Origin of the sequence: Laspinema palackyanum D2c, assembly GCF_025370875.1 — a bacterium.
Taxonomy (GTDB): Bacteria; Cyanobacteriota; Cyanobacteriia; order Cyanobacteriales; family Laspinemataceae; genus Laspinema; species Laspinema palackyanum.
The window spans coordinates 1-19,158 of record NZ_JAMXFD010000030.1; the positions used below are offsets into that span (position 1 = coordinate 1).

General features: G+C 46.3%; 25 protein-coding genes. 13 read left to right on the plus strand and 12 right to left on the minus strand.

The window, feature by feature from the left end:
• Positions 1 to 54 precede the first annotated feature (54 nt).
• Positions 55 to 630, minus strand: coding sequence for a hypothetical protein (locus NG795_RS24055; RefSeq protein WP_367291155.1), 576 nt, complete (start codon positions 628 to 630; stop codon positions 55 to 57).
• 230 nt (positions 631 to 860) lie between these two features.
• Here NG795_RS24055 and petN point away from each other — a divergent pair, with 230 nt between their 5' ends.
• Entirely contained in the window at positions 861 to 950 is a 90-nt protein-coding gene (gene petN, locus NG795_RS24060) for a cytochrome b6-f complex subunit PetN (RefSeq protein ID WP_015151762.1), read from the plus strand.
• Between the two features lie 160 nt (positions 951 to 1,110).
• Complete coding sequence (locus NG795_RS24065; protein WP_015151761.1) at positions 1,111 to 1,710, plus strand: DJ-1/PfpI family protein; 600 nt, start codon at positions 1,111 to 1,113, stop codon at positions 1,708 to 1,710.
• Positions 1,711 to 1,723: 13 nt separating this feature from the next.
• On the opposite strand, the gene NG795_RS24070 is transcribed toward NG795_RS24065, so the two are convergent.
• Positions 1,724 to 1,960, minus strand: a complete 237-nt coding sequence (locus NG795_RS24070) for a hypothetical protein (protein WP_367291156.1) — start codon at positions 1,958 to 1,960, stop codon at positions 1,724 to 1,726.
• Positions 1,961 to 2,095: 135 nt separating this feature from the next.
• Here NG795_RS24070 and NG795_RS24075 point away from each other — a divergent pair, with 135 nt between their 5' ends.
• From NG795_RS24075 to NG795_RS24085, 3 genes are read left to right on the plus strand one after another with little or no spacing between them, the layout of a single operon-like run.
• Entirely contained in the window at positions 2,096 to 2,536 is a 441-nt protein-coding gene (locus NG795_RS24075; RefSeq protein WP_367291157.1) for a cupin domain-containing protein, read from the plus strand.
• Positions 2,537 to 2,539: 3 nt separating this feature from the next.
• Positions 2,540 to 2,761: a DUF167 domain-containing protein gene (locus NG795_RS24080; RefSeq protein ID WP_367291158.1), complete on the plus strand. Its 222-nt coding sequence runs from the start codon at positions 2,540 to 2,542 to the stop codon at positions 2,759 to 2,761.
• Positions 2,762 to 2,797: 36 nt separating this feature from the next.
• The gene (locus tag NG795_RS24085; RefSeq protein ID WP_367291159.1) at positions 2,798 to 3,622 is read left to right on the plus strand and encodes an ABC transporter permease; all 825 of its coding nucleotides are present in this window, start codon (positions 2,798 to 2,800) and stop codon (positions 3,620 to 3,622) included.
• A gap of 196 nt (positions 3,623 to 3,818) precedes the next feature.
• Here NG795_RS24085 and NG795_RS24090 read toward each other — a convergent pair whose 3' ends face one another.
• From NG795_RS24090 to NG795_RS24100, 3 genes are all read right to left on the minus strand, one after another.
• Positions 3,819 to 4,844 carry a hypothetical protein gene (locus NG795_RS24090; RefSeq protein ID WP_367291160.1) on the minus strand — a complete coding sequence of 342 codons (1,026 nt, stop codon included), beginning with the start codon at positions 4,842 to 4,844 and terminating at the stop codon, positions 3,819 to 3,821.
• Between the two features lie 2 nt (positions 4,845 to 4,846).
• Positions 4,847 to 5,398: a J domain-containing protein gene (locus tag NG795_RS24095; RefSeq protein WP_367291161.1), complete on the minus strand. Its 552-nt coding sequence runs from the start codon at positions 5,396 to 5,398 to the stop codon at positions 4,847 to 4,849.
• Between the two features lie 216 nt (positions 5,399 to 5,614).
• Positions 5,615 to 5,833: a hypothetical protein gene (locus NG795_RS24100; RefSeq protein ID WP_367291162.1), complete on the minus strand. Its 219-nt coding sequence runs from the start codon at positions 5,831 to 5,833 to the stop codon at positions 5,615 to 5,617.
• A gap of 60 nt (positions 5,834 to 5,893) precedes the next feature.
• Here NG795_RS24100 and NG795_RS24105 point away from each other — a divergent pair, with 60 nt between their 5' ends.
• Positions 5,894 to 6,028 carry a hypothetical protein gene (locus NG795_RS24105; protein WP_367291163.1) on the plus strand — a complete coding sequence of 45 codons (135 nt, stop codon included), beginning with the start codon at positions 5,894 to 5,896 and terminating at the stop codon, positions 6,026 to 6,028.
• 78 nt (positions 6,029 to 6,106) lie between these two features.
• Here NG795_RS24105 and NG795_RS24110 read toward each other — a convergent pair whose 3' ends face one another.
• Complete coding sequence (locus NG795_RS24110; RefSeq protein WP_367291164.1) at positions 6,107 to 6,460, minus strand: phage holin family protein; 354 nt, start codon at positions 6,458 to 6,460, stop codon at positions 6,107 to 6,109.
• Between NG795_RS24110 and NG795_RS24115 the strand changes: the two genes are divergently transcribed.
• The gene (locus NG795_RS24115; protein ID WP_367291165.1) at positions 6,459 to 6,617 is read left to right on the plus strand and encodes a hypothetical protein; all 159 of its coding nucleotides are present in this window, start codon (positions 6,459 to 6,461) and stop codon (positions 6,615 to 6,617) included. The genes NG795_RS24110 and NG795_RS24115 overlap by 2 nt on opposite strands.
• Positions 6,618 to 6,794: 177 nt before the next feature.
• On the opposite strand, the gene NG795_RS24120 is transcribed toward NG795_RS24115, so the two are convergent.
• Positions 6,795 to 7,634: an energy-coupling factor ABC transporter ATP-binding protein gene (locus NG795_RS24120; RefSeq protein ID WP_367291166.1), complete on the minus strand. Its 840-nt coding sequence runs from the start codon at positions 7,632 to 7,634 to the stop codon at positions 6,795 to 6,797.
• Positions 7,635 to 7,700: 66 nt separating this feature from the next.
• On the opposite strand from NG795_RS24120, the gene NG795_RS24125 reads away from it, so the two are divergent.
• Positions 7,701 to 8,663, plus strand: coding sequence for an ion transporter (locus NG795_RS24125; protein WP_367291167.1), 963 nt, complete (start codon positions 7,701 to 7,703; stop codon positions 8,661 to 8,663).
• Here the strand turns inward: NG795_RS24125 and cbiQ are convergent.
• The 4 genes from cbiQ to NG795_RS24145 form a co-directional block, all read right to left on the minus strand.
• A complete protein-coding gene (cbiQ, locus tag NG795_RS24130) occupies positions 8,658 to 9,434 on the minus strand; it encodes a cobalt ECF transporter T component CbiQ (protein WP_367291168.1) in 777 nt (258 codons plus the stop codon). The two genes, NG795_RS24125 and cbiQ, sit on opposite strands and share 6 nt — an antisense overlap.
• 190 nt (positions 9,435 to 9,624) lie before the next feature.
• Positions 9,625 to 10,266 (minus strand): cobalt transporter CbiM, encoded by a 642-nt coding sequence (gene cbiM, locus NG795_RS24135; RefSeq protein WP_367291169.1) that lies wholly within the window; start codon positions 10,264 to 10,266, stop codon positions 9,625 to 9,627.
• 61 nt (positions 10,267 to 10,327) lie between these two features.
• A complete protein-coding gene (locus NG795_RS24140) occupies positions 10,328 to 10,912 on the minus strand; it encodes a carboxypeptidase regulatory-like domain-containing protein (RefSeq protein ID WP_367291170.1) in 585 nt (194 codons plus the stop codon).
• Positions 10,913 to 10,974: 62 nt separating this feature from the next.
• Entirely contained in the window at positions 10,975 to 11,856 is an 882-nt protein-coding gene (locus NG795_RS24145) for a DUF4382 domain-containing protein (protein WP_367291171.1), read from the minus strand.
• A gap of 618 nt (positions 11,857 to 12,474) precedes the next feature.
• Here NG795_RS24145 and NG795_RS24150 point away from each other — a divergent pair.
• The 5 genes from NG795_RS24150 to NG795_RS24170 all read left to right on the plus strand — a co-directional run bounded on the left by NG795_RS24150 (position 12,475) and on the right by NG795_RS24170 (position 15,893).
• Positions 12,475 to 12,909, plus strand: a complete 435-nt coding sequence (locus NG795_RS24150) for a ferritin-like domain-containing protein (protein WP_367291172.1) — start codon at positions 12,475 to 12,477, stop codon at positions 12,907 to 12,909.
• Positions 12,910 to 13,095: 186 nt separating this feature from the next.
• Positions 13,096 to 13,530, plus strand: a complete 435-nt coding sequence (locus tag NG795_RS24155; protein ID WP_367291173.1) for a ferritin-like domain-containing protein — start codon at positions 13,096 to 13,098, stop codon at positions 13,528 to 13,530.
• Positions 13,531 to 13,714: 184 nt separating this feature from the next.
• Entirely contained in the window at positions 13,715 to 14,710 is a 996-nt protein-coding gene (locus NG795_RS24160) for an FTR1 family iron permease (protein ID WP_367291174.1), read from the plus strand.
• Positions 14,707 to 15,513 carry an MOSC domain-containing protein gene (locus tag NG795_RS24165; RefSeq protein WP_367291175.1) on the plus strand — a complete coding sequence of 269 codons (807 nt, stop codon included), beginning with the start codon at positions 14,707 to 14,709 and terminating at the stop codon, positions 15,511 to 15,513. The genes NG795_RS24160 and NG795_RS24165 overlap by 4 nt, the downstream gene beginning before the upstream one ends.
• Positions 15,514 to 15,596: 83 nt before the next feature.
• Positions 15,597 to 15,893: a hypothetical protein gene (locus NG795_RS24170; RefSeq protein ID WP_367291176.1), complete on the plus strand. Its 297-nt coding sequence runs from the start codon at positions 15,597 to 15,599 to the stop codon at positions 15,891 to 15,893.
• A gap of 43 nt (positions 15,894 to 15,936) precedes the next feature.
• On the opposite strand, the gene polA is transcribed toward NG795_RS24170, so the two are convergent.
• Complete coding sequence (gene polA, locus NG795_RS24175; RefSeq protein ID WP_367291177.1) at positions 15,937 to 18,882, minus strand: DNA polymerase I; 2,946 nt, start codon at positions 18,880 to 18,882, stop codon at positions 15,937 to 15,939.
• Between the last annotated feature and the right edge of the window lie 276 nt (positions 18,883 to 19,158).

A 19,158-nucleotide genomic window follows, 5' to 3' on the forward strand; every position in this document is an offset into this window, starting at 1 on the left:
CGACCGTACCTACCGTATTGAGTTCAAAATACATACTTACAAGTATCCGCCTGACTAAGTTTTGTCAGTCAACCAGGTAAAATATTTACGAGTAGCAGCATTTTTCACGCCGCAAGCTTCGTTTGTTTTATTCAGAGGAAGCCCTGATCTGAGCCACTCATACCGTAACCACTGCTGCATCGGTAAGCGATCGCCATCCTCTGTCGGTAATTCCACATTCCGAACGTAATGGACACAAACTTCAGTCACAATTGGAAACCGTCGAATCGTCTTGCTATTCACATTTCCGGCAATATGAGCTACCCCTTTATCCCAAATATTAACTGAGCGATATTGCCAGCCATTTTTTGCTAATAAAGGGTGTACGGTTGCCCAACCGATTTCACTGCACCAAAACCATAAAGTGGTTTCGGGCAAACAAGAGTGAGACCATGCCTCAATGTGGCGATCGTACCAGTCTGCCAAGTGGGTTGGGGTCGGTGGATCACCGGGGAAAAGCCCCAGCCCATAAGCCCCGTCAGACACAATCACCGTAGGCGCTTGCCAACATTCATAACGGGTTGCCACATCAGCATTCTCGATCTGGACGCCACCGATGGCAGTAGTTGGGATAGGAGTCAAATCTTGCATTGTTTAATTCAGTATCGCTGGATATGAAAGTTCTGGGTTGGGGGTGGCGATCGCCCCTCAACTCATACCGGAAAGCGAAGGTTCTCGGGTTGAGGGACCGCGTTGCGCGAGGGACTACCCAACTCATACCGGAGAATCCCGCACTCGCCCTTGCCGTCCATTCCGTCCCGCTTTGACGTATGATTAACATTTGAAATCCTTTTGTTATCATGACTGGCGAAATTAAGACTATGGATATTCTGACTGTAGGTTGGGCTGCTTTTTTAGGTGTTTTTACTTTCTCCATCTCGATGGTAATTTGGGGCCGCAACGGTTTCTAGCAACATCCGGCGGGGGATTAATCCCCCGCCTCATAGCTAAAGTCGGTTAAAACCGACTAAAAATAAGACGTTCAGTCGGTTTCAACCGACTTAAGTTGTTAGACGGGGGTTTTAACCCCCGTCGGTTTTTGCCTATTAAATTTTGCCAAGGAGTCTAAACATGACTGGAAAGCGGATTTTAATGTTGGTGGGCGATTATGTGGAAGATTATGAAGTAATGGTCCCCTTTCAAGCGCTGCAAATGGTGGGCCATATTGTTCATGCCGTCTGTCCGGATAAGACTGCCGGGGAAACGGTTCGGACTGCAATTCACGATTTTGAAGGGGACCAAACCTACAGCGAAAAACCGGGTCACAATTTCGCCCTGAATGCAACGTTTGCGGAAGTGGATCCGGCGACTTATGATGCTTTGGTGATTCCCGGGGGACGTGCGCCGGAATACATTCGCCTGAATCAGCGGGTTTTGGAAATTACCCGTCATTTTGCTCAGGAAAATAAGCCGATCGCCTCGATCTGTCATGGATTACAACTGTTAGCGGCAGCGGATGTGCTGCAAGGGAAACGCTGCACCGCTTATCCCGCCTGTGGTCCCGATGTGACTCGCGCTGGGGGGACTTATGTGGCGATCGCCGTAGATGAGGCGATCGTGGATGGCAATTTGGTCACGGCCCCCGCTTGGCCCGCTCATTCCGCTTGGTTGGCGGAATTTCTCAAGGTTTTAGGCACTAAAATCGAGCATCGCGACCTGGCGGCAGTTTAATCCTAAATCCGGGTTAGAACCACCCCCACCATCGCCCTAGAAATTGCCAAAAGCGATCGCCCCATTGGGCCGCACAGAGTCCGAAAAGGGTCCCTAATACTAAACTCCAGGCGACTGCACCTCCGGCAGTCATCCCATCCCAAAGGAAGAAAATCGCGATAAATATTCCGGCGATCGCCCCACAGACAAATCGGACAATCCATCCGAAGAGATCCGGGCGACGCTTGGGATGGGGATGTTGCTGGGTCATGATGGATTCCTCTTGATTTGGGTCCTTTCCCGCCTTCTATATCATACTTTTGGCAAGTTGGTGACGATATTTACAAAAATTTATTAAAAACCGCGTCATAATCAGAATCATAAGAAACCATCTGGAGGAAAATCTATGAGTTTAGCTAAATCTGTTAAAATCCGGCCTTTAGAAACCATGCAGTCTGGAATGACTGAGTTTTATACTCCTCAGTCAAGTCATGAAACCATGTTAGTCCAGGTGAAAGCGCGGACCTGCGATGATTTATTCGTCCATCATTTTCAGACGGATCAATTGCTGGTGGTCCGGGGCAGTTTTGTGTTAATAGTGTTACAGAATCGTCAATATCGCTATATTCCTTTGAGCGATCGCTATCCGGCAGTGGTGACGATTCCTCCGGGGGTTCCCCATAGTGCGATTAATTTCAGCGATGAACCCTGTCTGGTGGTGAATGCAGTCTTACGAAATGGAGACCCCAATCCCCGAGATTATCGCCCGATGAAACCCCGGATTCCTTATGATTTAGTCGCGGCGCGATCGGCGTTGGATCAGATGATTAGTCCTGTTGTTGCTTAAATTGTGCCACTCTACCGAATTAAAGTTAAACCCAATTCTAAACAGCAGCAGATTACGGAAGAAGCTGATGGCAGTTTGACGATTCGTCTGAAATCCCCTCCCGTTGATGGCAAGGCGAATGCAGAGTTAATTAAACTGTTGGCGGATAAATTTGAAGTTCCCAAATCAGCGATTGTGATTAAATCGGGTGTTTCTTCTCGAAATAAACTCGTGGAAGTGTTGTAAAACTGAAGAAGGAAAACAAGACAACAAGCGGGTATTGTGGCATCTGAACTTAGATTAAAACCGGAAGTGACTTCTGGGCGATCGCGATCGCCTCTATCCACCCTCTGGGACGATAGTATCACGATTTTATGGGGAGACTGGCTCGATTTACGGGTGCGGGTGGTCCAAGTGGCCGCCTCGGGCCTGGTTTCTCCTTTGATTTATATCCTAGCATTTGGTTTAGGGTTAGGAAATACCATGCGATCGGGCATGGGTGGGGGAAATAGTTACCTAGAATTCATGTTACCAGGAATGGTCGCCCTGTCTTCCATGACGATCTGTTTTGCCGGGACGGTTTTTTCCATTTGTGGGAAACGTTTATTTACCAAAAACTTTGAAGAAATGCTGCTGGTGCCGATTCATCCTCTTTCCTTATATCTCGGCAAAATGATGGCCGGAATTTTGCGCGGGTTGATGACATCGGGTTCCGTCCTCTTGGTTGCCATTCTGTTTACTGGCAAAATTTGGAGTTTCCTCAACCCCTTATTTTTACTGTTGTTGTTGCTGAATTGTGCCGTCTTTTCGGGATTGGGTGTTTTGGTGGGATTAACGGTAAAATCCTTAGAAAGTGTGGGAATTTATAACAATTTTATCATTGTCCCCATGTCGTTTTTAGGCGCTACTTTTTTTGACCCAACCCAATTACCGGCAGCCCTAAAAGTGGTGGTCTATCTGTTGCCTTTGACCTATACGAGTATTGGATTAAGGGCGGCAGCTTATGATATGAGTCAGTTTCCCTGGTATAGTATTGTAGTTCTGGCAATTATTGCCGTGGGATTATCCATTCTCGGAGCCCGCCAGTTTGCCAATCAGCAGGATTAGAAATTCCTTGCTTTGAAGGTAGATCTACATGAAGAAAGCCCGCGCTTCGACCCCCTACGACGGGGCTCAGGACAGGCTTCGACGGGGCTCAGGACAGGCTTGGCTCAGGACAGGCGTGACTCAGCACAGGTCTGCGCGGGCTAAAACTGAAACCTCTAGATCCGGATGGCAATAAACTAAGGACACTAACGAGAACTTAATCTTTACTTTCAGGTAATGTTCCTTGTAATTGAGCCAATTTAATCATTAGAACTCCTCGCTTATTGTGCAAGGTTAAGATTAATTCATGCTTTTCTGGATAGAGCCTCTCCACATAATCAATGAAGTCGTCTATTGTACAAGTTGTGTTGGTTCCTCCATTCCATTGATGAAAATTTTCATGCACTCTTTTATCAATTGTTAATATGTTATCTGGCTCGTCGCTAAGATAATGGTAAGTATTTTTATCATAAAGATGATGACCAACTAATTCAATTAGTTCGTTATACTTATCTCTATAAGCTCCAGTCACCTGACAAGTTTTCTTATCTCTACTTTTGGCAAAGTTTACAGCTTTGCGAATTTGTTCTTGAGTTGGAGAAGGCTTGATCGCCAGAAATTTTAATACAGGAGGAGCAACTGTAGGAACCCTTTTACAATAATCCCGCCTCTGCTCTGAGCGCAATTTTAATGACAATTCTATACTAAGTTTTTCTAATCCAGACAAAGAGAAGAAGGTTATGCCTTCATAATATTCAAAGTCTATATTCATTCTCATTGGGTCTTCAGATTTTTGAATATCTTTAAATGCCTTCTGTAACCTAAGGGAAGTTGTAATAAATATCCGTATTACATCTTCTCGACTAAGCCAGTGGCGTTGATTTCTGAAAACTAAAGAAGAACTATTTTGATATAGCGCCGTCCGAACCCTTCTATCTATTTGATTAAGACGATAGTTATCTAGTAATGCAATTACTCTTTTGAGGGAAAATTCAGTGGCTCCACCGCTCAAATCTAGATAGCTTGCAATAGCCAACGCCCCTTCACGAGAAAATATCCTAATCGGCTGTTGCTTGTTTACATAATTTTGAACTACAAAATGCAAGCATTCTTTGATTTGAATACTTTCATCAGTCGATGCCTGTAAACAATCAACTATTTCGTCAAAAGCTTGTTGCGGTAGTTCTAAAGCTTGAGCAAGCTTAGTTTCTTCAATATAGAAAACTTCTCTATCAAAATTCATGATCAAAATCCAGCAATTATACTCTTATACATATTTTCCACTTCCTCAAAAATTGCTCGATCACCCGTTACCAAATTATCAGGATGATAAATTTTGGATAGTTGATAGTAAGCAGTTTTAACATCATTCTTCGTGGCAGTTTGGGGATTTAGACCAAATACTTGCCAGGGCTTAAAGTATTTAAAGATATCAATTCCATTAATACAACCATATCCTTCCTGGCTTTGCTCATTTGGAAGAATACCCACAAATTTTCGATATAGTGTTTCCCAAGTTGGTTTTAAGCGAAAGTTTAATTTGCCCATGCCATCCGTAGCCATCCTGAATGCACCAGATTTTTTCAACTCTGATGTATCCTTTACGCTAAAACGCTCATAGATAGCTTGTTTTAGGTCATTAGTCTTCAGCGACTGAGCTTTCTTACTTGACTTTTCTTTTGATATCTCAAGAACGAAATAGGCAAACTCCTCCAAAAGTTTGGAGTCAACCTGCCTGACTTGAGCAAGACGATCTATCTCAGTCTTTACTTGGGGAGCTAGAACTACCTGTGGCATGGGAGTACCAACACAATTTTATTTTATCCATTATACCAAGACATTTATTGTAAGTCAAGCGCAGGGCTGGGAGCATCCCAGTTTTTCATTCAGTAGAAATACTTAAAGAAAAGGCCCGATTCAGATAAGCACAGCGCAACCTTAGCGGTAATCCTAAATATGTAATGATTCATGATTTAGCAAATAATTTACGGAATTGTGCCGTAGTCCGAGACTTCATAGGGTCTCGGGATCGAGTTCTTGGGTTTTACCGGCGTGATACTCCGTCATTGCTGAAGAGGCGAGTTGGGCAAGGAGATCGGGCGATCGCGAGAAGGATTCATCCCAGCGTTGCTCCTCCTCAATTTCTGCCAAAATCACCGACGCGATCGCATCTTGTTCCGTTTCCGGTAAAGCCTGCATCAGGGCAATTGCTCGTTCAAGTAACTCAGTCATGGCGATTACTTAATTATAAAAAATTTAGTTTATCCATTATAGCAGTTTTGATGTTATAAATTGCCCCCGAATGTTAGACAGGCGTTGGACTGTTTGGATGCGGGGATTGGGTTTGGGGAGAACGGTACAGAAAAGCGATCGCCCAGTCGTGATTCCAACGAGATGCCTGAGTATCGACAATTGTCTTTGTTTTAAGTTCGGTCGGAGGCGATCGCTTTTGTATTTATCCCATTTCGGGGGAAGTTAGGCGGGGCAATATTCCCCTGTTTAGGATTAAAGTCTTGCCAACAGGTTAAACAGGATGGAGTTGATAAAGCTGAGGGCTAAGGTCCCGATGAGGGCACTCCAAAATCCCCAACGGAGGCGAAATCCCGTCACTAACCAAGCGGCTAATCCAAAGATAATCGCATTGATAATAAGGCTGAACAATCCTAGGGTTAGGAAGGTTATTGGGAAAGCTAAAACCTGTAAAATTGGCTTAATCAGCGCATTTAATACGCCAAATACGGCAGCGGAAATTAAGGCTTTTTGAAATCCATCTATTTCTACGCCGGTGGGCAGTTTAGAAATAATAAACAAGCTGATTGAGGTGATGAGCCAGGTAATGAGCAAGCTAACGATATCCATGAGAATGTCTCCTATTGATCGCCTAAAGGATTATGATACAGGGAAAGCAGGATTTCTGCTGGGACAATTGGATATTCTGTCTCGGCAGGAGAAATCCGCACTCCCTGGACAGGTTATACAGACGGTAGGCTGTCTGGTGGAGGTTGCTTGGGATTGATACAGAAAATTTATATAACTGAGGCGATCGCCCGGTTTTCTTGGGTGTCGGTACCGCATGAAATCGATGAGGACAAGAAACCGGGTTTCTGGCACGAATTTCTGGCAAATTAGCAGAAATTTTGACAAGAAATCCGGTTTCTAATGGCGAGTGTCCCTCTGCGCGCAGGGTCCGGGATTAGGGGTGATGAAGTGGGCGATGGCGGAGGAGGGAGTGGGGTTTTTCTAAACCATGTGCTTCCATTAGGGGTGCATCTGCCATGACGACATCGGGACTGCCGGTGGTGATGATCCGTCCTTCGTCCATGAGAATGACCCGATCGCACACTTCGAGAATCAGTTCTAAATCGTGAGAGGAAATGAGTACGGTTTCCTGGGATGCTTGCAAAAAGTGGATTAAACGCCGACGGGCTCGCAAATCTAGGTTGGCGCTGGGTTCATCATAGAGGATAATTTGGGGTTGCATGGCTAGAACTGTGGCGATCGCCACCATCCGCTTTTGTCCGCCAGAAAGATGGTGGGGGGGACGAGTTTCTAGGTCCCGGACTCCCGTTAAGTCGAGGGCGGTTCTAACGCGATCGCTCAATTCTGACCCAGACAGTCCCATATTTTGCGGTCCAAACGCCACATCATCCCAGACGGAGGCAGAGAAGAGTTGATCGTTGGGGTTTTGAAAAACTAAGCCAATTTCCGGACGGAATTCACCCGGGATAACGGGGTGATTAAAGAGGGTGATTTGGCCTGAAATGGGCTTGAGAATGCCACAAATGGATAAAAATAAACTGGTTTTGCCTGCACCATTGGACCCAATCAGTCCCACACGATCGCCGGGGTGGATTCGCAGACTGATGTTCTGTAAAACGTCGGCTTTATCCGGGTAGGAAAAGCAGAGTTCATCAATGGCGACTGCCACATTCTCCCGGTTTCGCACCACAGAATTCGATGAGACTTCTAAAAGATTCCCGGGGAGATTATCTGCGAGGTTGTTAGAGGTTAAAGGTTCTATCTGTTCTTTCATCGGATATGATAGGATGAGCAATAGTGCGGTTAATTTTTTAAAGCGTCATGAGTTAAATCACACATCATGAGCCAATCCCTAAAAGCTAGAGTTTATCAAATTCTCGAATCTTCGGACCCGACGGATTTATTAAGCCGAGTTGATGACTGGGCGGTCAGTCTGTTAGTTATTTTAGACGTGACGGCTTTTATTTTGGAAACTTCAGCATTTATTTCCTCTAATTTTAAGTTATTTGTAAATGAAATCGAACTGGTGGCGGTAGCCTGCTTTACTTTACTCTATATTATCCAACTTTGGTGCTGTACCGTCGATCCGCGATATGCTCATCCGCTTTGGGGACGATTGCGCTATGCGATGACGCCGTTAGTGGTGATTGATTTAATGGCAATCTTGCCTTTTTATTTGATGTTATTATTTCCATTGATTCGTTCGATAAAATTTGCTAATGTTTTTCGCTTGTTGCGACTGCTTAAATTAATTCGATACTCGGAAGCGCTGCAAACCATTCTTCGGGTGATTGATTCTAAAAAAAATGAGTTAATCATGACTTTGTTTACGGTGTTTATTTTACTAATTTTTGCCTCAAGTTTGATGTTTTTTGCTGAAAGTCAGGAACAACCGGATGCGTTTCCGAGTATTCCGGCGGCGATGTGGTGGGGAGTGGTGACATTAACGACGGTGGGGTATGGGGATGTGTATCCGGTGACGGTTTTGGGTAAATTATTTGGGGCAACCCTAGCCTTTATTGGGATTGGATTGTTTGCCTTGCCTGCGGGGATTGTTGCTGCTGGATTTTCGGAGGAACTGCAACGAAAAAAGGTAGAACAGTTGACGACTCCAAAGATACCCCATTGGGAAGATGCGGAACGGTTGGCGATCGCCCATCATCTCGATCGCTCATCAGATGTGATGAAAACCTGTATTGAAATGGCGAAAACTAAATTTGGAGATAGTTTTGAGAATGAAGAACTGATCCGCGATTTAGCCTTGTCTTTGTATGAGGAAGCCTCGCGGAAGTTTAAGTTATAAAATCCCAGAAGATAGCCAAAATTCAGCCGCTATAAAAGTACCGGCAAGGGCCAGGACCACCCCTAAACCCATCAGATCTTTGAATTGCCAAGACTGAATCTGAGATAAAACGTTTTTTTGACCATAACCCCGCAATCGCATCGCCTGATAAATCCGTTCGGATTGTTCATAACTTTGGACTAAAAGTGTTCCCGCAACCGAGGCAAACGTTTGTAAAGCGCGGGGGGTGAGGCGGGTCCGTTTGAACCCTCGCAAGCGCATGGCGGACTGCATCGTATGCAGGCGATCGCCGAGTTCAAATAAATACCGATAAAACAACACCATCATATCGGTTAAAATCGGAGATAGCCCAAGGGAACGCAGGGTTCTAATCGTGGTTAAAAAAGAAGCCGTCCCAAACAAAACCAGAGACAGGGTAATAATCGCTAAAAACCGACTGGCGATGGTTACCATTGCCAGCAGTCCTTCTTGATATAGGGCAATCGGACCGAGTTGAAATAGCACCGTCTGTCCCGAAATAAAGGGCAGAAATCCCACGACTCCCAGCAAAAAAAATCCCGGATAGCGCAACCGCTTCCGCCAGTAAGCAACCGGCAGTTGAGACAGGGCATAAATTCCCGCACTCACCCCTAACATGGGCAGAATCAAGCGATGATCCCGCACCATTGCAAAAGCAAAAATTAATCCCATCAACCCCATTAATTTACAGCGGGGTTCCCATTGATGTAAGGGGGATTCTAAATGAGCATAATCGTCTAATCCAAATTTCATCCGGGTTCCTTTACAATTCGTTCTAATCCTAAATCTGGTTGTCAAAAACCAGTTTTATCTATGACGCTGGGGAGGCAGGCCCCCTTCGTCAAGCTCAGGACAGGCTTCGACCCTTCGGCAGGCTCAGGGCAGGCTTAGCTCAGGACAGGCTTTGTCCGCAAATGCCCAACCCTACTTATGTGCGGGTTTCCTAATCTCCAATGAGTTCCGGTTTGACCCGATTGAGAAAGATGACTAACATCGCGGTAAACAATCCTTCAATTAGCATTAAGGGAATGTGAGCCAACATCAGTCCATAAATAGCATTTTTTTCCGTAGTAACATCTAATTCCCCGGGAATGGTGGTGATGATGAGAACGAAAAAGATGGCGGCAGCGAGTCCTAAGCCAATGCCACCGGCAAGAAAGGCAAATAAACTCAGGGTAATGTTTCCCCATTGGGTTTTAAACCAATGGCGCATCTGAAAGATTTGGTATGCAATTAAGGCGGGAATTCCCATCAGGATGGCATTGACTCCCAGGGTCGTTAGTCCCCCATGACCAAACATAATGGCTTGGAAAAATAACCCAATGAGAATGGCGGGAAAGGCATAATAACCGAGGACAGTGCCTAAGAGTCCATTGAGAACTAAGTGAACACTGACGGGAGGGACGGGGATATGAATCCAAGAGGCAACGAAAAACGCTGCGGTGAGTAAGGAAGCTTTGGGAATTTGGGCTTGGGGATTGCGATCGCGATTAATTTGGCGCAGGGAATACCAAGTGGCGGCCCCGGTTGCGCCATAACCGGCGATACAAAGACTAGCGGGAAGAATACCATCGGGAATATGCATTGAATCACATCGAAAAGAGAGAATGCCCGGGGGCTGAATTTATATTAAGGGAGAGATTTGATTAGGCAACGGAATCTTCTTTTTTGCGGGGACCGCCTCGTCCGTTGCCATTAAACCGGGAAAAAAACAAGGCTGTTCCCACAAATCCCCAGACTCCGGAGGCGATCGCCAAGCCGGTGGGAAGAGGGTTGACCGAGGGACTCCGAACACTCAGGGTCTGGGAACTGGGGGCTACCTCGGGAACGCCGGTGGCATCGGGAGGGGCGACGGCTGCCTCGGGGGAAGGTCCGGGGGCGATCGCCACATTCAGGATTGCCCCGTGACCCGCTTGCCGGACCCGAACGGCCCAATTTCCCGCCAGGGAGGGGTCTGGGGCAAACAAAAACCGCCCGTTTTTGTCCGCAGTCCCTTCCTGCCAAGGCGTTTCTGGGTCCGTGGGGGCATAAACGGTGATTTGGGCATTGGAGATGGGGTCGCCATTATCGAAGAGGGCCTGGACCTCTACCGCTTCGAGGGTCTGATGAGTCAGTTGAACCCCGTGGGCGATCGCAGGCAGAGGATTCCCGAGGGTCCAGGCAAACAGCCCACTGGCAAACGCCCAGAGGACTGCCTCCGCAGCAGTTGGAGTGTTTGGTCGATTAATCATAGTTAATGTTCGATCCCTGAGTAGATAGTTCTCCTGCAACGATGGCAGGGGCGGGCTGTCTATCATGATGACGCAGATTCCTGACAATGACCTTCTCCAACGTGCCCCAAGGAGGGGAGGAGGTTTTGCAGGGTTTGATAATCTGCGGGGGTGAGGGCTTGTTGGAGTTCTGTACTGGTCATATTCACCTGATCCCCGGAGGCGATCGCCGCGATCGGCTCAAATCCCAGGGCCTTGACGTTGATTTCATCATCTGCCGGTGCATCGGCATCCCCAAACAGGTGATCAAAATGGAAGGTGGCTTCTAACTGGCCCTGACTACCCGGGGAAACCATGCCTTTGCGTTGGTCCCCGATGAACTCGCCGCAGGTGAAGGCCATTTCGCGCTCGACTTTGAGGACAAAAGCGATGGTTTGTCCGTCTTTTTCCGCTGTTCCATCCATGATTAAGCTAGAGCCTGCCCCAGGGCCTTCGGTGCCTTTGACCATTTTCCAGGAGAGAGCATTGTACTGACCCGGAGGTGCAGGGACTTCCGCGAGGACTGGGGAGGGGTTTTCTGGAGTAGCAGTTAAGTCTACGGTTTTCACCCCATCCAGTTGGACTTGTTGCTTGGGGTTAAGCGGACTGCCGCTTTCGGGATTGTAAGGGGGGTCGGTTTGGTAGGCGGTGACTTCGGCGAGGTTGACGTAAACGTGATTAAAGTTGATTTCCCAACCATCTTTCGAGGTAAAGCCGTCTCGCACGAAGTCCTCGCCGTTGGCGACAATTTGGAGCATTCCGGTTTCTCCCGAGGCGGTTTCGGTTCCCAGAGTCGCCGGTGGGTTGGATTCTAGGGCGACGGGTTCGGGAGTTGAGGTGATCGCGGTGCCATCTCGTTCACACCCCATGAGTAGGGTGGGGATGACACCGGCTAAGAGGGTGAGAATAATTAAATTTTTCTTCATTTTTTTAGGGTTTAAAGGAGGATTGGTTGAAGCGATCGCCACAGCCTGATTCGGAATATTGGCGAGGTTTCTCCGGATTGAGCACAGGTTGCGATCGCGGTAATATTCATAGGAAAGCGCGTTTTTGAAAACTTGACAATGCCCTCCTAGGGGATGAGATTCGGCCTGAAAGACTAGGGATAAAGCGGTCTAAGGCTGATTCTGTCAGGGGTTTACTCCCAGACTTACTCTCCCTTGAAGCGGTTTATAAAGTGGGAATTTTGTTCATCAGGTTCCCCATAAGTGATGAAACCTTAATTTTTCTGAAAATTTGGGTCAACCCGATCAGAATTGTGCTATCAGTTTGTAGTTACAATAGCGAATAGGCTTAAACTATCCGTCTCCAGAGGGATTAAGTTGTTTAGATATTGTGATATCTATTTCGATGCTCAACAAATCTAACCAGGGTGTGGTGGCGATCGCCCGCCACTTCCCCTCATCACCCTTATGGATTGCAGGTTGGTAATAACTGGAACTGTTAAAGACAAATCACCCATCCCAACCGGGAAATCCCTACTTGATAATCCCCTCCAAAAAATGCTCAAATAATTCATCCCATCTGAAACCCTAGAAAACGATATGAAAGACCTTGATCTCCCAAAAACCATTGATTTGCTCAATACCATCATGGAATTTGAGCTGGCGGGTGTGGTCCGCTATACCCATTATTCCCTGATGGTAACCGGACCCAATCGGATTCCCATTGTCAGTTTTTTTCAAGCGCAAGCTGCGGAATCCCTCACCCATGCTCAACAGGTGGGAGAAATTATCACCGGGTTAGAAGGACATCCTAGCCTGAGAATTGCACCGATTGAGGAAAGCGATCGCCATTCCGTCCGTGACATTTTAGAGGAAAGTCTCAACCACGAGAAAAAAGCCCTGGATATGTACAAAGAATTGCTCCATACCGTAGAAAATGCCAGCGTGTATTTGGAAGAATTTGCTCGGACTCAAATTGGCCAAGAGGAAATGCACAACATAGAAATTAAAAAAATGTTGCGGGATTTTATCTAAGTCCGGTTTAACGGGCGATCGCCTCTCTCAATCTAGGCATTAAATCCGCACCACCTTGAGGAGTCTTCCCCCCTCCATCCGGTGGTGCAATGGATCCAAATTATCCGCTTTCCCCGGGGATGAAACTCAACAATTCTAGGCTTTAATATTCAGTTCATTGGTCCTCGAACCCTAACCTCTAAAAACATGAAACAACTTAACCTTAAAACAACCCTTGAATTACTCAATAGTATCATGGAATTTGAACTAGCCGGGGTAGTGCGCTATACCCACTATTCCCTCATGGTAACCGGACCCAATCGGATTCCCATCGTTAATTTTTTTCAACTCCAAGCAACTGACTCGTTGAATTCGGCTCAACAAGTGGGAGAAATTATTACTGGGTTAGAAGGACATCCCAGCCTGCGGATTTCTAACATGGAGGAAAGCTACACCCATTCGGTTAGGACGACTATCGAAGAAAGTATTAATCATGAAAAAAAGGGTTTAGAACGGTATAGAAATTTATTGGATATCGTCAAAAATAGCAGTATTTATTTGGAAAAGTTTACTCGCAAAATGGTAGCTTCCTCGGAAATTAATATTATTGAATTGAAGAAAATGCTGCGAGATATGACTTAAATGATTCCATTCATTCACCCCGGACCGGGCGTACTGTTCCCAGAGAAGAGGGTGGGGAAGAAACCGGACTGAGCCTCAGCTCCAGGGGCTGATTTACAAGTAAAAGTAAGGGGGGCCACGGATTTTAACGGGATTAACGGTTCATTATTTGGGGTTCAAAACTAATTTTATCTAGCTTATAACTATGGAATTGAGTGCTGCTTTACCCACTTTTTTAATTACATTGCGGGAAGGATTAGAAGCTGCTTTAGTGGTGGGGATTGTGTTAGCTTGTTTGAAAAAAGCGCAACAAAGCCAGCTTAATCCTTGGGTGTATGCCGGGGTCGGAACGGGAATTGTTGCCAGTGGATTAGTGGGGATTATCTTCGGCGGAATTCTGCAAGCGGTGGGAGAGTCGGATTGGCGGTATGCACCGGCGATCGCACCGACTTTAAAAGCGGGATTTTGTTTGATGGCGATCGCCATGCTCAGTTGGATGCTAATTTGGATGACAAAACAAGCCAAATCCCTCAAAGGCAAAGTCGAAGGGGCGGTAAATGCGGCATTATTTGAAGGAAAGACGGGCTCAGAACCCTCTACCCAACCCCATGAATCGTCCGTAAATTTGCGCCCATCTCAGGCAGGTTGGGGGGTATTTACCCTAATTTTTATCGCGGTTCTCCGCGAAGGATTTGAAACCGTGGTGTTTATTTTAGCCCAATTTGAGCGGGGTTGGACTCCGGCATTCGGTGCGTTTGCGGGGTTAATCGGGGCCTTTGTAATTGGCACGTTGCTGTTTAAATGGGGATTGAAAATTAACTTGCGCCTATTCTTCCAAATCATGGGAGTGTTGTTACTATTAATCGTGTCCGGATTGGTGATTTCTGCCTTGAAAAGTGCCAATTTAGCCCTGATAGAATTCAGTGCGATCGCCCCTCAATTTGCCAGTTGGTGTCATGCCGGGACCGATTCCTGTATTTTAGGACCCCAAGTATGGGATGCAAGTCAGATTCTCCCGGATAACCGCTTCCCCGGGGTCATTTTAAAAGCCTTATTTGGATACCGATCGCAACTGTATCTCGTTCAAGCTATCGCCTATCTGGTCTTTTTAATCACCGCCGGAGGCTTATATTTTCAAAGTATTACCGGAAACGGAACCGGAATCCAGGGTTCTGAAAGTAAGAGAGGGTTAAGTCATTGAAAGAAGCTCAAGTCAAGCAGTTATTCTCCTATCCAATTAAGGGATTATCACCCCATCCAATCCAGGGTGTTACCCTAGAACAGGATTATGGTATCCGAGGCGATCGCGCCTTTGCCTTGATGTTTTTAGATGGCAGTGATCCGCCACCTCCTACCCTCGTGCCTTGGATGAGTAAAGGACATTTTGCCGTCCAGAATGATTGGCCGAAATTAGCCAAATTAGAATGTTTTTATAATGCACAAACTGACTGCCTAACCGTTCGTCACCAGGGAGTAACTCTCCTAGAAGCGGCAACGGAAACTCCAGCCGGACGCGATCGCATCAGTGCCTTTTTTACCGGATTTCTAGCCGATGCTAAACCCACTCCGGAAGCGAGACATCCTCACTATTCCCCCCTCCAGTTAGTCGGCAGTCGAACGGGTGAAACCCGCTATCCGGATCGTGCACCTGTGCATATTTCTCTGATGAGTCAAGCTACTTTAAATGAATTAAGTGAAGCTTGTGAAGCCCCTGTCGATGTGCGACGATTTCGACCGAATATCTTACTCGAAGGAATTGCACCCTGGGAAGAGTTTAATGGTGTGGGAGAGGAATTTTGCGTAGGAGAAGCCAAGATTATCATTACGGCTAGAATTGGACGCTGTGCAAATATCGAAGTTGATCCCGACAGTGGCGATCGCAATTTAGAGTTATTATCGGTTCTGAAACACCGATATGGTCATTTACAAACGGGGGTACTAGCTAAAATTATCACCTCGGGTTCCGTGAAAATCGGCGATCGGCTTACCCCAGTCACCAGTTAGAAAATCCGAGATTTATACAATTTTCCCAAAGGGAGAACCCTTTTCTCCCTCTCCCCTACCCTTCCCCTCGGCAACCGGGATACTTGGTTCCTTCCTGGCGATCGCAGATAGGCGCAATGTTACCCACCCTCGGGGGTTTAGATGCCTTAGTCTTTACCGGAGGTGTCGGAGAACATCATCCCAGCGTGCGATCGGCAACTTGTGAGGGATTCGAGTTTTTAAAATTACACCTCGACCCCCACAAAAACCAAAATTCCCCCACAGACGCCGATATTGCTACAACCGACTCAAAAGTGAGAGTCTTCGTCATCCAAGCGCAGGAAGATTGGGCGATCGCCCGCGAATGTTGGCATTGCCTGACCCAAAACTGTAGTAAATAACCACAACCCCAGAAGTTTAAATTCCTGGCGGTTGTTGCCATCCTTACTTCGCTTCCATCCAATTCTCCCCCGCATGAATATCCACCATTAACGGAACCGAAAGCGGAACTGCCAATTCCATTGTGGACTTAATTTTCGGCTGCAACTCCTCCCATTCATCCCCAGGAATTTCAAACACTAATTCATCATGCACTTGCAGCAATAACCTCGCTTGATAGTCCTTTAAAACCTCGTGCATTTTCACCATTGCCACCTTGATAATATCTGCACTTGACCCTTGAATTGGGGCATTAGCAGCCGCCCGTAAATTCTGCGAATCTTGCATCCCCATCTTCTTATTCAGCTTGTCTAAATCAATCGCTTCCCAAGCAGTTCCTTTGAGTTGATTGAGACTCTCTCCTTGGAAGTCAAAATATCGACGCCGCCCTAAAATTGTTTCCACATACCCTTGGGCGATCGCCTGCTTCTGCAACCCATTCAAACATTCAAAAACCTTGCCATAGCGTTCATAAAACCGCTGGATAAATAGCTTCCCTTCCTGAGAAGTTTTGCCGATCGCCCGCGCAAACCGGACCGAACCCATCCCATAAATCACCCCAAAATTAATCGTTTTCCCCATCCGCCTTTCTTCTGCCGTTACCGTCTCCTTTTCAAACAGCAGTTGCGCCGTCACCGTATGCACATCTCGGTTATTCTGATACGCCTCAATCAACACAGGTTCTTGACTCAAATGCGCCAAAATCCGTAACTCAATCTGAGAATAATCTGCGGATACTAATAACCATCCACGTTCCGGCAAAAACGCCGAACGAATTTGGCGGGAAAACTCCGTTTTAATCGGAATATTTTGCAAATTTGGATTAGAAGAAGACAATCGTCCCGTTGCCGTTGCCGTTTGATTAAAATCCGTATGCACCCGCTGGGTATCTTGCCGCACCATCTTGGGGAGTGCATCAACATAGGTTGATTTTAATTTCGCTAAGGTGCGATTTTCGATAATTAAATCCACCAGGGGATGTTCCCCTTGCAGTCGTTCCAACACTGCCGCATCCGTCGAGTAACCCGTCTTGGTTTTGCGAGATTTACTAATCGGCAAATCCAATTTTTCAAACAAAATATAACTCAGTTGTTTCGGAGACCCTAAATTAAATTCTTCCCCCGCTGCTTCATACGCTTTGGTTTCTATTTCCTGCAACTGTTCCTCTAACTGCTGGGAGAAAGTCCCTAAATAGTCGCTATTAATTCTAATTCCCGTATATTCCATCTCTGCTAATACAGGTTCCAGGGGTTGTTCCACCTCTAGCAGTAGTTGATGCAATTTAGATTTATCCGCCAGTTCCCCTTGCAGTTTTCCGACTAGCTGATAGGTGGTAAACACATCTAATCCGCAATATTGGGCCGCTTTGGGAATGGCTAAATCCGCGATGGTTTGGCCTTTTGTCAAGTCTAAATTTTTATAACTTTCTGCGGTAACCTCTAAATATCGACTTGACACATCGGTGAGATTATGCGTTGTTTCCGGATTAATTAAATAACTCGCCAGCAGCGTATCAAATACCACCCCCGCCAGTTGAATTCCCTGACAGCGCAACACCAGACGGTCAAACTTGGCATTATGCAAAGCTTTGGGATAGTCAATACTTTCTAAAATAGGACGCAATGCCTCTAATACCTGATTTAAAGGCAAATTTTGCCCAATTTTATGTCCAATCGGAATATAGGCTAAATCCCCCTCGCCACTTCCCCAACAACAGCCAATTCCCACTAATTTTGAGTCTCGGGGTTCTAAATCTGTAGTCTCCGTATCCCATGCCACAGGATGAGCTGAATCGGTGTAAGTTTTCAGCCGATTAACTAATTCTTCCAGCTTATCAGGAGTATCAATAATGGCTGGATTAATCGGCGAGGGAGCTAATTTTGTAGCCGCTTCCGTTTCTTCTGCGGTCCAAAAAGAGGTCTCATCATCATGAGATGAATGAGTTGTTTGGACGGACTGGGTTTCAGTTTTATAGACTTCCTGAGTTTCGGCTAAGGATACTCCCCCAAACCGTTGCTGTAATTGCTTGATTTTAGGGAGAAATGACTTAAATTCCAGTTGTTCTAGCTGGGGGATTACGGCAGTTTCATCAAATCCGCGTAATTGGCATTGCTCTAATTCCAGTTCTAAGGGAACATCGACCACAATTCTGGCTAAATGTTGGGAGTGATAGGCTTCGTCTTTTCCTTCCTCTAATTTTTTGCGATTCGCTCCTTTAATATCGGCGATCGCCTCGTAAATTTTGTCCAAACTGCCATAAGTCGTCAGTAACTTAATCGCCGTCTTATCGCCAATCCCTTTCACCCCGGGAATATTATCCGAAGTATCCCCACAAAGGGCTTTATAATCCACCACCAATTCCGGCGGAATTCCCATCTTTTCTTGCACCTGTTCCGGTCCAAATTCCTGGGATTTAGCCCCACCCGAAAGACGGAACGCATCGCGACCTAAATAGAGCACACTGATTTGTTTTTCAGCATCTACAAGCTGAAATAAATCGCGATCGCCCGTTAAAATCTTCACCTGAAACCCCGCCTCACTTGCCCGAGTCGCCAGAGTTCCTAACACATCATCCGCTTCATACCCCGGCGCTGTCACAATTTGCAGATTCAGCGCCGTGAGTAATTCTTGTAAATATTTAAGGTCTGTAATAAAATCTTCTGGAGTTTCTGCCCGATCGCTCTTATAGGTATCATCCGCTTCATGACGAAACGTCGGCAAACCCAAATCAAAGGCGACTGCCAAATATTGCGGGTCCTGGACTGCCATCACCTCAATCAGCGACTTAAGAAACCCAAACGAGACACTCGTGGGAATGCCGGTTGAGGTACTCAAACCCCCATCGCGACTTTTTGCTAACGCATAATAAGAGCGAAAAGCCAAAGAATGACCATCAACCAGGATAAACGTAGGAGAAGTTGCAGACACGAGGGAGTTACCAGAAAAAGACATCCCTCCATTTTATCGGCTGATTCTACGATTGCGATCGCCACCTCCGTGACTTTTGTCCCCTACCCACCCCTGATAGATACCACTGACCCCCAAAACCATTCGAGGTGAGGGATTAATCCCTCACCTCGAATGGATAATTAAATCTTGCACCTTTTGTTCCAAACGGAATATCCCAGTTATAAAGTCCTCCTGCGGATTAATATCATCTGATATATTAGATCCTAGATTTCAGTCTCTCTCTGGGGTAGAGGTAGTCCCTCTGAAAAGGAGTTGCAC